The sequence below is a fragment of the Micromonospora sp. NPDC047557 genome (genome assembly GCF_043205095.1).
In the GTDB taxonomy this organism is placed as follows: Bacteria; Actinomycetota; Actinomycetes; order Mycobacteriales; family Micromonosporaceae; genus Micromonospora.
Genome location: NZ_JBIDDK010000008.1, coordinates 21,316 through 35,083 on the forward strand (window position 1 = coordinate 21,316; position 13,768 = coordinate 35,083).

At 72.7% G+C, this 13,768-nt stretch carries 20 protein-coding genes; 16 read left to right on the forward strand and 4 right to left on the reverse strand.

What is annotated here, in order from left to right; translation table 11 throughout:
• The first annotated feature begins 3 nt into the window (after positions 1–3).
• From ACGGAQ_RS19505 to ACGGAQ_RS19520, 4 genes are all read left to right on the forward strand, one after another.
• Positions 4–753 carry a hypothetical protein gene (locus tag ACGGAQ_RS19505; protein ID WP_393051172.1) on the forward strand — a complete coding sequence of 250 codons (750 nt, stop codon included), beginning with the start codon at positions 4–6 and terminating at the stop codon, positions 751–753.
• Positions 754–792: 39 nt separating this feature from the next.
• Complete coding sequence (locus ACGGAQ_RS19510) at positions 793–990, forward strand: hypothetical protein (protein ID WP_088989536.1); 198 nt, start codon at positions 793–795, stop codon at positions 988–990.
• 80 nt (positions 991–1,070) lie between these two features.
• Positions 1,071–2,348 (forward strand): hemolysin family protein, encoded by a 1,278-nt coding sequence (locus ACGGAQ_RS19515; RefSeq protein WP_393051174.1) that lies wholly within the window; start codon positions 1,071–1,073, stop codon positions 2,346–2,348.
• 73 nt (positions 2,349–2,421) lie between these two features.
• On the forward strand, positions 2,422–2,610 hold the full coding sequence (locus ACGGAQ_RS19520; RefSeq protein ID WP_354862920.1) for a hypothetical protein: 189 nt from the start codon (positions 2,422–2,424) through the stop codon (positions 2,608–2,610).
• 5 nt (positions 2,611–2,615) lie between these two features.
• On the opposite strand, the gene ACGGAQ_RS19525 is transcribed toward ACGGAQ_RS19520, so the two are convergent.
• On the reverse strand, positions 2,616–3,266 hold the full coding sequence (locus ACGGAQ_RS19525) for a hypothetical protein (protein WP_393051176.1): 651 nt from the start codon (positions 3,264–3,266) through the stop codon (positions 2,616–2,618).
• Positions 3,267–3,399: 133 nt separating this feature from the next.
• On the opposite strand from ACGGAQ_RS19525, the gene ACGGAQ_RS19530 reads away from it, so the two are divergent.
• Positions 3,400–3,606, forward strand: coding sequence for a hypothetical protein (locus ACGGAQ_RS19530; protein ID WP_393051178.1), 207 nt, complete (start codon positions 3,400–3,402; stop codon positions 3,604–3,606).
• On the opposite strand, the gene ACGGAQ_RS19535 is transcribed toward ACGGAQ_RS19530, so the two are convergent.
• The 3 genes from ACGGAQ_RS19535 to ACGGAQ_RS19545 all read right to left on the reverse strand — a co-directional run bounded on the left by ACGGAQ_RS19535 (position 3,603) and on the right by ACGGAQ_RS19545 (position 5,241).
• On the reverse strand, positions 3,603–4,079 hold the full coding sequence (locus tag ACGGAQ_RS19535; RefSeq protein WP_393051180.1) for a hypothetical protein: 477 nt from the start codon (positions 4,077–4,079) through the stop codon (positions 3,603–3,605). The two genes, ACGGAQ_RS19530 and ACGGAQ_RS19535, sit on opposite strands and share 4 nt — an antisense overlap.
• Entirely contained in the window at positions 4,076–4,288 is a 213-nt protein-coding gene (locus ACGGAQ_RS19540; RefSeq protein ID WP_088948250.1) for a phosphatidylethanolamine-binding protein, read from the reverse strand. The genes ACGGAQ_RS19535 and ACGGAQ_RS19540 overlap by 4 nt, the downstream gene beginning before the upstream one ends.
• A 71-nt stretch (positions 4,289–4,359) precedes the next feature.
• The gene (locus ACGGAQ_RS19545; RefSeq protein ID WP_393051182.1) at positions 4,360–5,241 is read right to left on the reverse strand and encodes a universal stress protein; all 882 of its coding nucleotides are present in this window, start codon (positions 5,239–5,241) and stop codon (positions 4,360–4,362) included.
• A 115-nt stretch (positions 5,242–5,356) separates the two neighbouring features.
• Between ACGGAQ_RS19545 and ACGGAQ_RS19550 the strand changes: the two genes are divergently transcribed.
• From ACGGAQ_RS19550 to ACGGAQ_RS19600, 11 genes are all read left to right on the forward strand, one after another.
• Positions 5,357–6,103: an SAM-dependent methyltransferase gene (locus tag ACGGAQ_RS19550; RefSeq protein ID WP_393051184.1), complete on the forward strand. Its 747-nt coding sequence runs from the start codon at positions 5,357–5,359 to the stop codon at positions 6,101–6,103.
• Positions 6,104–6,178: 75 nt separating this feature from the next.
• Positions 6,179–7,357: a PP2C family protein-serine/threonine phosphatase gene (locus tag ACGGAQ_RS19555; RefSeq protein WP_393051186.1), complete on the forward strand. Its 1,179-nt coding sequence runs from the start codon at positions 6,179–6,181 to the stop codon at positions 7,355–7,357.
• 56 nt (positions 7,358–7,413) lie between these two features.
• Complete coding sequence (locus ACGGAQ_RS19560) at positions 7,414–7,878, forward strand: MarR family winged helix-turn-helix transcriptional regulator (RefSeq protein WP_393051611.1); 465 nt, start codon at positions 7,414–7,416, stop codon at positions 7,876–7,878.
• 292 nt (positions 7,879–8,170) lie between these two features.
• Positions 8,171–8,803 (forward strand): CDP-alcohol phosphatidyltransferase family protein, encoded by a 633-nt coding sequence (locus ACGGAQ_RS19565; protein ID WP_393051188.1) that lies wholly within the window; start codon positions 8,171–8,173, stop codon positions 8,801–8,803.
• Complete coding sequence (locus ACGGAQ_RS19570) at positions 8,800–9,738, forward strand: DUF881 domain-containing protein (RefSeq protein WP_393051190.1); 939 nt, start codon at positions 8,800–8,802, stop codon at positions 9,736–9,738. The genes ACGGAQ_RS19565 and ACGGAQ_RS19570 overlap by 4 nt, the downstream gene beginning before the upstream one ends.
• The gene (locus ACGGAQ_RS19575) at positions 9,735–10,067 is read left to right on the forward strand and encodes a small basic family protein (RefSeq protein WP_007460356.1); all 333 of its coding nucleotides are present in this window, start codon (positions 9,735–9,737) and stop codon (positions 10,065–10,067) included. Before ACGGAQ_RS19570 ends, ACGGAQ_RS19575 begins: the two co-directional genes overlap by 4 nt.
• An 11-nt stretch (positions 10,068–10,078) precedes the next feature.
• Positions 10,079–11,044 carry a DUF881 domain-containing protein gene (locus ACGGAQ_RS19580; RefSeq protein ID WP_393051192.1) on the forward strand — a complete coding sequence of 322 codons (966 nt, stop codon included), beginning with the start codon at positions 10,079–10,081 and terminating at the stop codon, positions 11,042–11,044.
• Positions 11,045–11,127: 83 nt separating this feature from the next.
• Positions 11,128–11,508, forward strand: a complete 381-nt coding sequence (gene gcvH, locus ACGGAQ_RS19585; RefSeq protein ID WP_007460354.1) for a glycine cleavage system protein GcvH — start codon at positions 11,128–11,130, stop codon at positions 11,506–11,508.
• A gap of 217 nt (positions 11,509–11,725) precedes the next feature.
• Positions 11,726–12,178 (forward strand): FHA domain-containing protein, encoded by a 453-nt coding sequence (locus tag ACGGAQ_RS19590; RefSeq protein ID WP_007071101.1) that lies wholly within the window; start codon positions 11,726–11,728, stop codon positions 12,176–12,178.
• 50 nt (positions 12,179–12,228) lie between these two features.
• Complete coding sequence (locus ACGGAQ_RS19595) at positions 12,229–12,930, forward strand: MerR family transcriptional regulator (protein ID WP_393051612.1); 702 nt, start codon at positions 12,229–12,231, stop codon at positions 12,928–12,930.
• Between the two features lie 185 nt (positions 12,931–13,115).
• The gene (locus ACGGAQ_RS19600) at positions 13,116–13,580 is read left to right on the forward strand and encodes a bifunctional nuclease family protein (protein ID WP_007460347.1); all 465 of its coding nucleotides are present in this window, start codon (positions 13,116–13,118) and stop codon (positions 13,578–13,580) included.
• The last annotated feature ends 188 nt before the right edge of the window (positions 13,581–13,768 follow it).

Consider the following 13,768-nt stretch of genomic DNA (forward strand, 5'->3'; position numbering starts at 1 on the left):
CAGATGGCCGAGCTGTCCCCGCCCCTGTCCCCGTCGCGGCCGTTCGCTGACCGGTGGCGTGGTGTCGTCTCGGTCGCGCTGCGCTGGGGGTTGCCGCTGCTGTGGGTGCTGTGGGCTTCGCTGGCATGGTGGGTGGCGCCGCGCGAGGCGACGGCGGGCCAGCTCGACCGGGATCTGGCGGCGGGCCGGGTGGTGACCTTCCAACGGGCGTCGGGCTGGGCCGACGACGACCCGTACTGGGGCAGCCGGCCGCAGCCGCGGTACGACCCGCAGGGCGCGATGATCACCTGGAGCGTGCCGGGTGGCCGGGTCCGGTACGCCTTCGTCGAGCCGCTCGACGTGCAGGAGGAGCCCGCCGGGCCGCAGTCGACGGAGCGGCCCGCCGGGTTGGACGCGAGACTGGCCGCGTCGGCGGACCCGCGGCAGAGCGCCGGCGCTGCCGCGCGCCGGATCGCCGACGCCGCCGGGCTGCTCGCCGGCGCGGTGACCCTGCTGTGGCTGGTCCGGCTGGTCGGCGGCGCCCCGCCGGTGGTCGGCACCCGGTGGTTCTGGTACTGGATCGGGCTCCTGCCGTTCGGGGTGGGCGTGCTGGCCTGGTCGTACCGGGAGATCTGGCGACCGCCGCCGGTGCCGCCGCCCGCTCGCGGCTCGGGGTGGCGCGGCGTCGGTTGGCTGCTGCTCGCCGGGATCGGCATCGCCCTGCTGGTGTCCGCCGCGCGTGCTCTGCTCGGCGTCGCGGTGGTGCCGGGCTAACCGGCCCCCCGACCGTCGGCGGTCACCTACGGTGACGCCATGGACCCTTCGGCGGTCTGGCGGGACCGGCAGCACCAGTGGCGGATCGAGGCGTACCGCGCGCCGGATCTGCGGTTCGCCATCTACGCCACCAACGGCCCCACCGAGTCGGTGCCGCTCTGGCTGTTCGGCATGTCGGCGCTGGCCCGGTGGCTGATGACCCACTCCATCTCGCTGGACGACCTGGAGGTCGACTGAGCGCCCCGCCGGCCGGAAACGGGGCCCGGAGCCGGGCGCGCTGGGGTTAGGTGACCTGAGGCGGGCAACGGGGGTGGGCGGTGGGCGGTCAGCTGGGGCAGTTGGCGCTGGTGGCCGTGCTGGTGCTGGTCAACGCCGCGCTCTCGGGCAGCGAGATGGCGCTGGTGACGCTGCGGGAGGGGCAGCTGCGCCGGTTGGGTCGGCGGACCCGCGCCGGTGACCGGCTGGTCCGGCTCTCCCGGGACCCGAACCGCTACCTGGCCACCATCCAGCTCGGCATCACCCTGGCCGGGTTCCTCGCCTCGGCTGCCGCGGCGGTGTCGCTCGCCCAGCCGCTGGTCGGCCCGTTGGGCTTCCTCGGCGCGGCGGCCCGCCCGGCCTCGGTGCTGCTGGTGACCGTGGCGCTGACCTTCGTCACGTTGGTGCTGGGCGAGTTGGCGCCCAAGCGGCTGGCCATGCAACGGGCCGAGCGATGGGCGTTGCTCAGCGCCGGGCCGCTGGACCTGCTCGCCCGGGTGTCCCGCCCGGCGGTGTGGCTGCTCAGTCGGGCCACCGACATGGTGGTCCGGCTGGCCGGCGGGGACCCCCGGGCCAGCCGGGAGGAGATGACCGAGGAGGAGTTGCGGGAGATGCTGGTCAGTCAGCGTGGCCTGTCGGCGCAGCAGCGAGAGATCCTGACCGGCGCGTTCGACATCGCCGGTCGGACGCTGCGGGAGATCCTGGTGGCCCGCCGGGAGGTGACCACGTTGCCGACCGACCTGGCCGCCGACGAGGGGGTACGCCTGCTGGCCGCCGCAGGCCGGTCCCGCGCCCCGGTGACCGGCCCCGGCGGTCTGGACGAGGTGATCGGCGTGGTGCACATCCGCGATCTGGTGCGGGCCGGCACCGGGACGGTGGGGGAGCAAGTCCGGTCACCGTTGCTGCTGCCGGTCACCCTGCCGGTGGCCGACGCGTTGCGCCGGTTGCGCCAGGAACACCAGCAACTGGCCCTCGTCGTCGACGAGCACGGCGGCATCGACGGCATCGTCACGCTGGAGGACCTGCTGGCCGAGGTCGTCGGCGAGTTGTACGACGAGACCGACCGCGACGTGCGCGACGTGGCCCGGGAGCCGGACGGGGCGCTGCTGGTGCCCGGTGACTTCCCCCTGCACGACCTGCCCGATCTGGGGGTGCGACTGAGCTTCCCGCTGTCGCGGGAGTACACGACGGTGGCCGGGCTGGTGCTGGCCCGGTTGGGTCACCTGCCGGGTGAGCCGGGCGAGACGGTGCGCTTGCCGGGGTTGACCATCGAGGTGGTGGAGGTCGCCGACCGGGCGGTGCGGCGGGTGCGGCTGCGCGGGTTCGTCACCGAGCGCTGAGCGCGTCGCCCAGAAGAGGGACAACACGCGCGAAACGCCCCCCAGTGGACGCTCCTCGCCTACCGTGCGGTACGTGAAGGACCGAGGGTTGCGTACGTTCGTCACCGTGCTCGCCGGTCTCGCGGTGATCTACTTCGGCAGCGCGGGCCGCAGCCCCGAGGAGGGCCGTGGCATCTCCGGCGGGGTCATCGTCCTGGCGCTGCTCGCCGCGCTCGGCGTGTGGCACCTGACCCGACCGCAGGGAGACAAGCCGGTCAAGTGAGCGCCTCACCCGGCGGCGACGCGGGTGACCTCGCCGGCGGACTCCTCGCCGAGCGCCACCCGGACCAGCGCCGAGGCGAGCCGGCCGAAGTCCGGTTCGTCGACCAGTCCGGCCAGCCGGTCCGGCGAGCCCGGCAGGCCCAGCCGCTTCGCGCCGGCGAGGGCCCGACGGTCGGCGTACGGGCGCAGGTCGGACCACACCGTCTGGGCCTCGCGCAGGTAGATGTCCGCGCCGGTGGGCCCGATGCCGGGAAACTCGGTGAGCCGTCGGCGCAACCCGACCGGGTCGCCCTGGGCGTCGCGGTGCAGCCGCCGCAGGTCGCCGTGCCAGCGGTCCAGACACAGCCGGGCGCCGGTGCCGAGCATGGTGGCGGTGCGCTCGTCGTAACGGCGGTAGTGACCGCGGCCCAGCGCGTCGACCCGCTGCTGCCAGCTCGCCGCCTCCATCGCCTGCGGCGTGCGGTAGCCGGCCGCGAACAGCTCCCGCGCGGCGTCGACCGCCACGCACGCCCGGATCCGGGTGCTCAGCAGGGTGGCCAGCACCAGCAGCTGGTACAGCGGCCCGGGGCGGTCGGCGAGCCGGATACCGGCCTCCTCGGCGTACGTGTGGCTGCGCCGGTCCAGCAGGACCCGCACCACCGCTCGATCGTCACCCACACCCGGTGCGTACCCACCCTGGGCGCGGCTAGCCCTGCGGGCGCGGGGCGGGACCGGAATGCCGCCCGGCCGGACGGGTATGCCGCTGGTGCAGGCGGTCGATGCCGCCCGCCGTACCCGGAGGGAGACACTCGTGGTCAACCCGCAGCAGGAGGAGTTCCGGCGCAACGCCAGGGGAGCGACGAGTCAGGACAGCAAGGGGCCCCAGCCGACCGGGCATCCGCTCAACCGCGGCACGTCGCGCGGAGACGCCGGTCGGCCGGTGCCCAAGGGCCAGGTGTCGCCGTACGGCCCGGCGGGTGAGCCGGTCGCCGAGGACGACAGCGACGCCCGCGCCTAACGACCGTGACCGGACGGCCGCCGCAACCTGTTCCAGGTGGCGGCGGCCGTCAGTCCGTACGCCAGGTGCGGGATGATGTCGGAGATCCAGTCGGAGCGCCGCCAGGTGCGCGGATCGCTGATCCCCAGCGCGGTGATGGACCCGTCGGTCATCGCCATGACGCCGGCGCCGAGCACGCCGGTGGCCATCGGCAGTGGCTGGCGCCGACCACCGGCGTAGAGCGCGAACGCCACGCCGGCGGCGATGCCCAGCCCGTAGCCGATCAGGGGCCCGAGCCCCGAGCGGCGGTTCGCCGCCCGGGGCCCCGACCCCAGGTCCACGTGCGCGATGCCGGCCAGCCGGTCGACGGTCTGCTCCGGCGTGCTGCTCGCCGGCCGTGCCCGCAGGGCGATGTCCAGGAAGCCGACCACGTTGAGCGCGGTTGTGCCGACGGCGCCCGCGATGGCGCCGTCGGCCAGGTCGACCCTCCTCACTTCGGGTCGCCCGGTTCGCGTTCACTCTTGGGGCCGTAGGTGCGCTCGCCGCGTACGACGCCCCGTTGGCCGCGATCCTCCTGCAGGATCCGGTTCGCGACCTGGTTGGCCTTGCCGTCGGGCACCCGGCGTCCGGAGTCGTCGATCGCGTTGCGCAACCGCGCCCGCTGCTTGTCGTACGCGTTGCTGCCCGGCCGTGGTCCTGGCATCTGCTGCCTCCTTCGTCGCCGTTGGCGTACCGCGGCCGTCTACCCGTCTGGCGGGAGGCCAACCCCGGGTGTCAGCGGGGGCCGCGGACCACGGCGACCGGGCAGCGGGCGTGGTGCAGCACCGACTGACTCACCGACCCCAGCAGCAAGCCGGTCACCTCGCCGCGCCCCTGCCCCCCGACGACCAACAGTTGGGCGGAACGGGACGCCTCGGCGAGCACCGCGCCGGCGCGGCCGTGCGTCGCCCGCCAAGTCAGCCGCAGCCCCGGGTGGCGGTCGGTCAGCCCGTCCAGCCAGCCGGTGAGCATCCGCTCCTGCTCGGCGTGCAGCTGCGCCTCGTCGTACACCAGGGGTTGCATGTCACCGGGGCCGCTGCTGCCGGGGTGCCGGTAGGCGTGCACCGCGCGCAGCGGCACGCCGCGCGCCACGGCGGTCTCGGCGGCGAAGTCGGCGGCGAGCCGGGACGCCGCCGAGCCGTCCATCGCCACCAGTACCGGCTCGTCGGGGCGTTGGTCGCCGCGGGCGACGAGCACCGGGCAGTCGGCGTACGCGCAGACCTGCACCGCCACCGAGCCGACGACCAGCGTGGAGAAGCCGCCCAACCCGCGGTCGCCGAGCACGATGAGCGCGGCGGTGGGGGACTCACCCACCAGCACCGCGGACGCCTCGCCGTCGATGATCTCGCCGGAGACCGTCAGCCCGGGCGCGGTCGCCTCGGCCTCGGCCACCGCGGCGGCGACCAGCTCCTCGGCCCGCTGGCGCAGTCCGGCGCCGGGCGGCGCGTCGGGAGCGGGGGAGACCGGCGCGTGCAGCAGCGGCCAGATGAACCCGTGCACCACCCGCAGCGGCCGATGCCGGCGGACGGCCTCGGCGGTGGCCAGGCGCACCGCGCGCAGGGACGGCTCGGAGCCGTCCACGCCGACCACCACCGCCGCGCTGTCCGCCGAGTTCACCCGTCTCACCTCCCGCCGAGCCAGTATCGCGGGCGTGGCGGCGCGACGGAGCGATACCGCCGGTCGGGCCCGGGTCGGTACGCTGGCGGCGACCGGACGGGGAGGAGCGTCGTCGATGGGTGAACCGGACGAGCCGAGCACCGTCCGCATGATCGACTTCTGGCTCGGCGGGGAGCACCACTTCGACGTGGACGTGGCCGCGGCGGCCGCCTTCGAGCAGGCGTACGGGCCGTGCGCGCCGGTCTTCCGGGAGTTGCGGGCGTTCCTGCGCCGGGCGGTGCGGGCGATGGTCGAGCAGGGCGTGGACGGGTTCCTGGTGTTCGGCGCCGGGGTGCCCACGATGGGCAACGTGCACGAGGTCGCCCCCGAGGCCACCGCGCTCTACACCGACGTCGACCCGGTCACCATCCGGCTGGGGCAGCGGATCCTCGCCGACAGCGACCGCGCGGGCTACGGCTACGGCGACGCCACCGACATCGGCACGATCGACCCGGCCCAGCTGCATCGATTCGTACCCGGGTGGGGGCGGCGGCCGGTGGGGGTGGTCTTCCTCGGGCTCGCCGCGTTCCTCGACGACGCCACGCTCACGCGCACCCTCGACGAGCTGTTCGCCGCCGCGGCGCCGGGCAGCCTGCTGGCCGTGGACTTCGACACCGAGGAGCTGGCCGCCCACCCTCAGGCGCTGGCGATGATGGGTCCGGCGTTCCGGATGCGTCCCCCGGCGGCATTCGCCCCGCTGCTGGGCCGGTGGACGCCGACGTCGGACGGGATCGTCCCGGTCCACCGGTGGCGGCCCGCCGGCCCGCCCGCCGACGTGCCGGACGCCTTTTACGGCGTACTGGCGACACGGGACGCCGACTGACCCGCGACGACCGGCTGTCCGGTGGCGTCCGTATGATGCTTGCCCTGTAGCAAGTTTCTGGAGGGACGACCAACCATGGTGGACGCGCCGGACGGGGTGTCGCGCGCGCTGCGCGAGGCCGCGCCCGACCAGTTGGCGGAAGCGGCGGACCGGGCGATCCGGTCGGCGTTGGGCGCGTTGCGCACCGACGTGTTCGTCGCCGACTACCGGATCAGCGGGCTCTGGCCGGTGCTGGATCCGGACCTGCCGGCGGCCGGGTTCCTGGCCTGCCACACCGTGGCGCAGCGCTGCTTCAGCAGTCAGCAACCGGTGCGCGACGGGGCCGAAGACGGCGCGTGCCGGCTCTACCTGCCCCTGACTGTGTGGGGGGAGCGGCTGGGTGTGCTGCTCATCGAGCTGCCGACCGTCCCGGGCCCGGCGGTCACCGGCCGTGCCACCGACATCGCCGGCGACCTGGCGGTGGCGATGCGGGCCGCGGACCGGGAGACCGACCGCTATCGGCGAGCCCGTCGCCGGGAACGGCTCAGCATGGCCGCCGAGATGCAGTGGGACCTGCTGCCCGGTCGCAGCGTGGCGCACCGCGCCTTTCACCTGGCCGGGCAGTTGGAACCGGCGTACACCGTCGGCGGGGACCACTTCGACTGGTCGTTGGACGGTGACCGGCTCACCCTGACGGTGCTCAACGGCGAGGGCACCGGTCTGGCCGCGTCGCTGCTGACGGCGGTCACCGTGAACGCGATGCGCAACGCCCGCCGCTCCGGCGGTGGCCTCGTGGAGCAGGCGGAGCTGGCCTCGGACACGGTCTACTACCAGCACCGGGGCCGTCGGCACGTGGCCACGCTGCTGCTCGAGCTGGACATCCGCACCGGGCGGGTGCGGGCGGTCGACGCCGGTTCGCCGCACCTGCTGCGGATGCGTGGCGCGACGGTCGAGCCGCTGAAGCTGGAGCAGCAACTGCCGCTGGGCATGTTCGCCGAGACCCGCTACGAGCTGCAGGAGTTCCAGCTCGAGCCGGGTGACCGTGTCTTCGTCGTCAGCGACGGCGTGTGGGCGGCCGAGCCGGCGGGGCAGGAGCCGTACGGGCAGCGGATGATGGCCCGATCCCTGCGGGCCACACGGTTGCAGCCGGCGACCGAGGCGGTTGGTACGGTGATGCGCGAACTACACGCCTATCACGCGGATTCCGATTTGCGCGACGACGCCGTCGTCGTCTGCCTCGACTGGCACGGTCCGCGTGAGCGGGACGGCGGATGAGGGTCGCCGCCGCCGCGCCGGGCGGGCACCAGCGTGACGACGGCAGGGGACATCGGGTGGAGCGACCTGCGGATCTCGCCTCGGCGATCGACGCGGCCGCCGAGACGCTGATCGCCGTGCTCGACTCGGCGGCGTCGCGGCATCAGGTGCCACCGACGCAGCTGCGGGTGCTGATGCTGATCAGCGGCCGGCGGGAGACCAACGTCAACGGCCTCGCGGAGCTGCTGGACGTGGTGCCCTCCTCGGCCAGCCGCCTCTGCGACCGGCTGGAGGCGACCGGTCTGTTGCGCCGGGTGCCCGACCCGCGCGACCGGCGGGAGGTGCGGTTGGTGCCCACGGCCGCCGCCCTGACCCTGCTGCGGGAGCTGGCGGAGCGGCGCCAGCGCGCGGTGCAGGCCGTGTTGGACCGGATGCCGCCGCGGATGCAGCACGATCTGCTGCTGTCGTTGCTCGCCTTCGCTCGGGCGGCCACGCAGACGGTGCCGGAGCAGCAGACCGACCAGGCGGTCCAGACGGCCTGAACCGCCATCCCTTCCACTAGTATCCTAGGACGCTCTATGCGTGGTGATCCACGCCACAGTGCGGCACAGCCGCACCGAGAGCACGCGGCGGCGGCCGAGGAGCGCGGGGAAGCCCGATATAGTGGCAGCGCACTCACCCGGCCCGCGATCATCGAGATCGCGGGCCGCATCAGGACAGAGGTCCCAACCCGGGGCCGCAGGGGAGCCGGCGGTTGCCGGCCCGACAGCGCGTACGACCTCCGCCGCGCCCGATCTCGGTCTGGCGTCGGGGCGTGCGGTGGAGGAGGTTCGGGTGTCGCGTCGGCCGGCTCGGGCAGAGCATCCGCGGGACACCGGTGACCAGGCTCCCGGCGACCAGGTGCTCACCCTGCCCAACCTGATCAGCTTCGGGCGCCTGCTGGGCGTACCCCTGTTCCTCTACCTGTTCCTGGTGGCCCGCGCGGACGCGGCGGCGGTGGTGGTGCTGGCCATCGGCGGCACCACCGACTGGGTCGACGGTTGGATCGCGCGCCGGCTGCGTCAGGTGAGCCGGCTCGGGGAGCTGCTCGACCCCCTCGCCGACCGGCTCTACATCCTCGCCACGCTGCTCGCCTTCACCGCCCGGGAAATCGTGCCGTGGCAGTTCACGGCGGCGCTGCTGGCCCGCGAGGCGCTGCTGCTCGGCTCGCTGGCGGTGTTGCGCCGCCACGGGTACGGGCCGCCACCGGTGCACTACGTGGGCAAGACCGCCACCTTCCTGCTGCTCGCGGCGTTCCCGGTGCTGCTGTTGGCCACCGAGTGGAGTCAGGCGGCGACGGCGACGGCCGCGATCGGCTGGGGGCTGGCCTGGTGGGGGCTGGTGCTCTACTGGGTGGCCGGCGCCATGTACGTGGTGCAGGCGTCGCGGCTGGTGCGCGCGGCGCGCGGCCCGGGAGCGGCCGCGTGAGCGCGACGCCGCCGGAGCGTCCCCGCCCGGATCGGGTGTACGCCCCGGACTTCCTCACCGAACTGTTCCGCAACCCCCTGGATCCGGGGTACGCGGACGCTGCGGCCGCGCGCGGGCGGGTGTCGTCGTCGCAGGACGCGTCCGGGGGTTGGCCGGCGCGGACGGTCAGCCTGGTCGTGGTGGTGGTGCTGGGTTTCCTGTTCGCGGTGGCGTATCGCCAGACGATGGCGGACGAGCCGGGGCGTGCGCAGGCCCGCTCCGGGTTGGTGGCGCAGATCAAGGAGCGGGAAAGCCAGACCGACCGGTTGTCGGCGCGCGCGGATCAGCTGCGGGAGGAGGTCAGCCGGCAGCGGGACGCGGCGTTGAGCGGGTCGACCGCGGCACGTCTGCGGGACCTGGAGGCGGTCACCGGGCTCGGCCGGATGCGGGGTGACGGTGTGGTGGTGCGCTTGGCGGACGCCCCGGGCAACGCGGACGCGGTCACCGGTAAGGGCGCGGGGCCGCCGCAGGTGCTGTACAGCGATCTGCAGGGTGTGGCGAACGCGTTGTGGAGCGCCGGTGCCGAGGGGATCGCGATCAATGGGCAGCGGTTGACGTCGACGTCGACGATCCGTACGGCGGGCGAGGCGATCCTGGTGGATTTCCGGCCGGTGACGGGGCCGTACGAGGTGTCGGCGATCGGGCCGGGGTCGATGCGGCGCAAGTTCGAGGACAGTCGCAGCGCGGCGGTGATGCAGGACGTCGCGCAGAAGACCGGCCTGTCCTTCGGTGTGCGCAAGGCGGAGGACCTCACCCTGCCGGCGGCTCCGGAGCCGCAGCTACGCTACGCCAAGCCGTCGGTCAGTCCGAGCCCTTCGGGGTCGGGTGTCCGGTCCGGCAGTCCTGGGTCGTCGGGTTCGCCGGGGACCGCTAGTCCTTCCGGAGGTGGCGGATGATCGCGGTGCTGGCGTTGCTCGCCGGTGTGGTGCTGGGCGTGTGGCTTGATCCCACGGTGCCAGCGGCGTTGCAGCCGTACCTGCCGATCGCGGTGGTCGCCGCGTTGGACGCGGTGTTCGGTGGGGTCCGGGCGAAGTTGGACCGCATCTTCGACGACAAGCAGTTCGTGGTGTCGTTCATCTCGAACGTGCTGGTGGCGGGTCTGATCGTGTATCTGGGGGATCAGTTGGGCGTGGGCGGGCAGTTGTCCACCGGTGTGGTGGTCGTTCTGGGTGTGCGGATCTTCGGGAATGTGGCGGCGATCCGTCGGCACCTGTTCCGGGCGTAGGTTTGACAGCGATGAGCGACGAGCAGGCGGAGACGGGGACGGGTTGGCCGCAGCCGGCGGGACCGGGGCGGCCGGGTGGACCGGCGGGTGAGCCGGATCCGCGGCCGGACGCGCCGGATCCGGACGAGTTGAGTCCGTTGGCGCCGCACGGTCCGACGAAGGAGCCGGAGTCTCCGGATGCGGAGCCCGGGGTGGCCCCGGTCGATGACGGCGCGACGGTGGACCTGAGCGCGGTGTCGCGGGCGGGTGAGCCGGTGGACGAGCCGGTGGTGGAGTCGGCCCCTGCGGTGGCGGCGGGTCGGTCGCGGTTCAGCGCGGCCGGGGTGATGATCGCGGCGCTGTTGGCGTTGCTGGGGTTCACGCTTGTCGTGCAGTTGCGGACGACGTCGACCGATCCGACGTTGGGGGCGACGCGTCAGGAGGACCTGGTGCGGATCCTGTCGGATCTGGATGCGCGCGAGAACCGTCTCCAGCAGGACATTCGGGCGTTGGAGGAGAGCCAGCGGCAGTTGGCCTCGGGTGCGCAGGGTCGGCAGGCGGCGTTGGACGAGGCGACTCGTCGAGCCGACGAGCTGGGGATTCTGGCGGGCACGTTGCCGGCGGTGGGTCCGGGGTTGACGGTGCAGTTCTCCAGCAACGGGGTCAAGCCGATCACGGCGGACCGGGTGTTGGACGCGGTGCAGGAGTTGCGGGGCGCGGGCGCGGAGGCGATGCAGATCTCCGGTGGTGACCGGGCGACGGTGCGGGTGATCGCATCGACGTACTTCCTCAATGGGGACGACGGGTCGTTGATGGTGGAGGGGCGTCGATTGACGGGGCCGTACACCATCACGGTGATCGGTGATCCGGCGACGATGCGTACGGCGTTGAACATTCCTGGTGGGGTGGTCGCGTCGGTCCGGGGTGACGGCGGTAACGTGACGTTTGGGGAGCGTGAGGTTGCCGAGGTTTCGGCGCTGCACGCGCCGACCAAGTAGGAACACGCCCGTCCGGTCTCCTGACCGGCGCGGCCGCGCCGGGCCCGGGTGGTCCGGGGCACCGATGGATGAGGACGCGTCTGGTGATTCCCGAGGATCTGCGATACACCGCCGAGCATGAGTGGGTGGCGGGTGACGGTACCGGCTCGGTGCGGGTCGGCATTACGCACTTCGCGCAGGACGCGTTGGGTGACATCGTGTACGTGCAGTTGCCGGAGGCGGGTGCGGTCGTCGCGGCCGGTGATTCGCTGGGTGAGATCGAGTCGACCAAGAGTGTGTCGGAGATCTACGCGCCGGTGGCGGGCACGGTGGCGGCGCGCAACGACGCGCTGGGTGACACCCCTGAGCTGATCAACACGGATCCGTACGGTGCGGGTTGGCTGGTGGAGATCACCCCGAACGATCCGACGGCGACGGACGGGTTGCTGACGGCGGGCGCGTACCAGAAGATCACCGAAGGCTGAGTGTGCTTGATCCGGTGTGCGGGATGTCTGCGCGCGTCCGGTTGCCCTGCATTTCGGCGCTGGCTAGGCTCGCCCAGTCGACCGAGAAGAACCCATTAGTTGAGCGTTGTGGAATTGCCTTCCCGGGCACGGGGAGCCAGCCGCCGGGTGGACGAGCGCCCGGCGGCCAGACCCGCCATTACCCGACGCCGACCGAACAGATCCGTGAGGTGGTCCCATGACGCGCCCAGACGACGAGTTCCCCCCACTCGACGTCACCTCGACGCTCAATCTCGGCTCGCTCGACGAAGTGCTGGAGGGGCCGGACACCGATGTGGTGCCGAGCCGGATGTCCGGTTCGTTGCCGCCGGGTATGGCGCTGCTGGTGGTTCGTCGCGGCCCGAATGCGGGTGCCCGGTTCCTGTTGGACCACGATGTGACGACCAGTGGCCGGCACCCGGACAGTGACATCTTCCTCGACGATGTGACGGTGTCGCGCCGGCACGCGGAGTTCCACCGTGATGGTGGGACGTTCACGGTGCGGGACGTGGGTAGCCTGAACGGCACGTACGTGAATCGTGAGCGGGTCGAGGCGGCCACGTTGAGCAATGGTGACGAGGTACAGATCGGTAAGTTCCGGGTGGTGTTCATCGCCGGTCCGCGCCCGGAGGAGGAGGCCGGCCGGGGGTGAACGAGCCTGCGGCCTCCACGCCACCCGGGGCGGCCCGGTCCCAGCCGCTGATGAGCATCGGTGAGGTGCTGGGGCAGTTGCGGGTGGATTTCCCGGACACGACGATTTCGAAGCTGCGGTTCCTCGAGGCCGAGGGGCTGGTCGAGCCGCAGCGGACGGCGGCGGGTTACCGGAAGTACAGCTGGGACGATGTGGCGCGGTTGCGGTTCGTGCTGACCGCGCAGCGGGACCGGTACCTGCCGTTGCGGGTGATCCGTGAGCAGTTGGCCCAGTGGGATTCGTCCGGCGAGCAGCCGGAGCGGTCGCGGCCGGCGTTGGTCGCGGTGGGGCCCGATGGTGCGGTGCCGGGTCGGGAGTCGGTGGAGCCGGCCGAGTCGTCGCAGGTGCGGCTCGGCCGGGCTGAGCTGGTGGCCCGCAGTGGGATCGACGAGTCGACGCTTGTGGAGTTGGAGCGGCTCGGTGTGCTGGTGTCGGATCCGCCGGGGTGGTACGACGCGGATGCGTTGATCATCGCGTCGGCGGTGGCGGGTTTGGCGGCGTACGGGTTGGAGCCGCGGCATCTGCGGGGTTACCGGAGCGCGGCCGATCGTGAGGTCGGGTTGTTCGCGCAGTTGGTGGCGCCGTTGGCGCGGCAGAGTGATCCGGCGGCGCGGGCGCGGGCGGCGGAGACGGCGCGGGAGTTGGTGGCGTTGTCGGAGCAGTTGCACGCGGCGTTGGTGCGGGTGGGGCTTCGGTCGACGTTGGGTCGGTGAGGGTGCCCGGCAGGTGGCGGTGGAGCGGAAAGATCTCTTCTCCGAAGCGTGCCGTAGGCTTGCCGGGGTAACCCCTCTCTGGCGCGGGCGTGGTGCTGTAGCGCATCGGACGACCGTGTTGCGGTCCGTGTACCGTGCAGGGAAGGGCGCGGTGCGGCGTAGGTGACAACGACACGGAGGCGGCGGTGCGCGAGCTGAGCGTGGTCGGAGTTCGGGTGGAGCTGCCCAGCAACCAGCCGATCGTCCTGCTCAGGGAGGTCGAGGGCGACCGCTATCTGCCGATCTGGATCGGCGCGGTCGAGGCCACGGCTATCGCTTATGAGCAGCAGGGGGTCAAGCCGGCCCGTCCGTTGACGCATGATCTTCTGCGGGATGTGTTGGCGGCGTTGCAGGCGCCGTTGCAGGCGGTGGAGATCACCGAGCTGAAGGAGAACGTGTTCTACGCGGATCTCCTGATCGGCGATGGGGTGCGGGTGTCGGCGCGGCCGAGCGATTCGATCGCGTTGGCGTTGCGGGTCGGTGCGCCGATTCGTTGTGCGGAGCAGGTCCTCAGCGAGGCGGGGATCGTTATCCCCGACGAGCAGGAGGACGAGGTGGAGAAGTTCCGCGAGTTCCTGGAGCAGGTGCGTCCGGAGGATTTCGCGGGCTGAGTGGCTCGGTTCCGCGGCCTGGTGTCACGGTGGGTGACGTCGGCGTGTGGTTGGTGATCTTTCTCGGTGGCTGCGCGGCGTGTCGCGTCGGTTCCTCCGTGGTAACCCCTGACGGTGGCGTTAGGGTTGCCGTGTCGAGGGGTGCGCGTCCCGGAAACGACGCGTCGCCGCACTGACGGGGAGGTTGT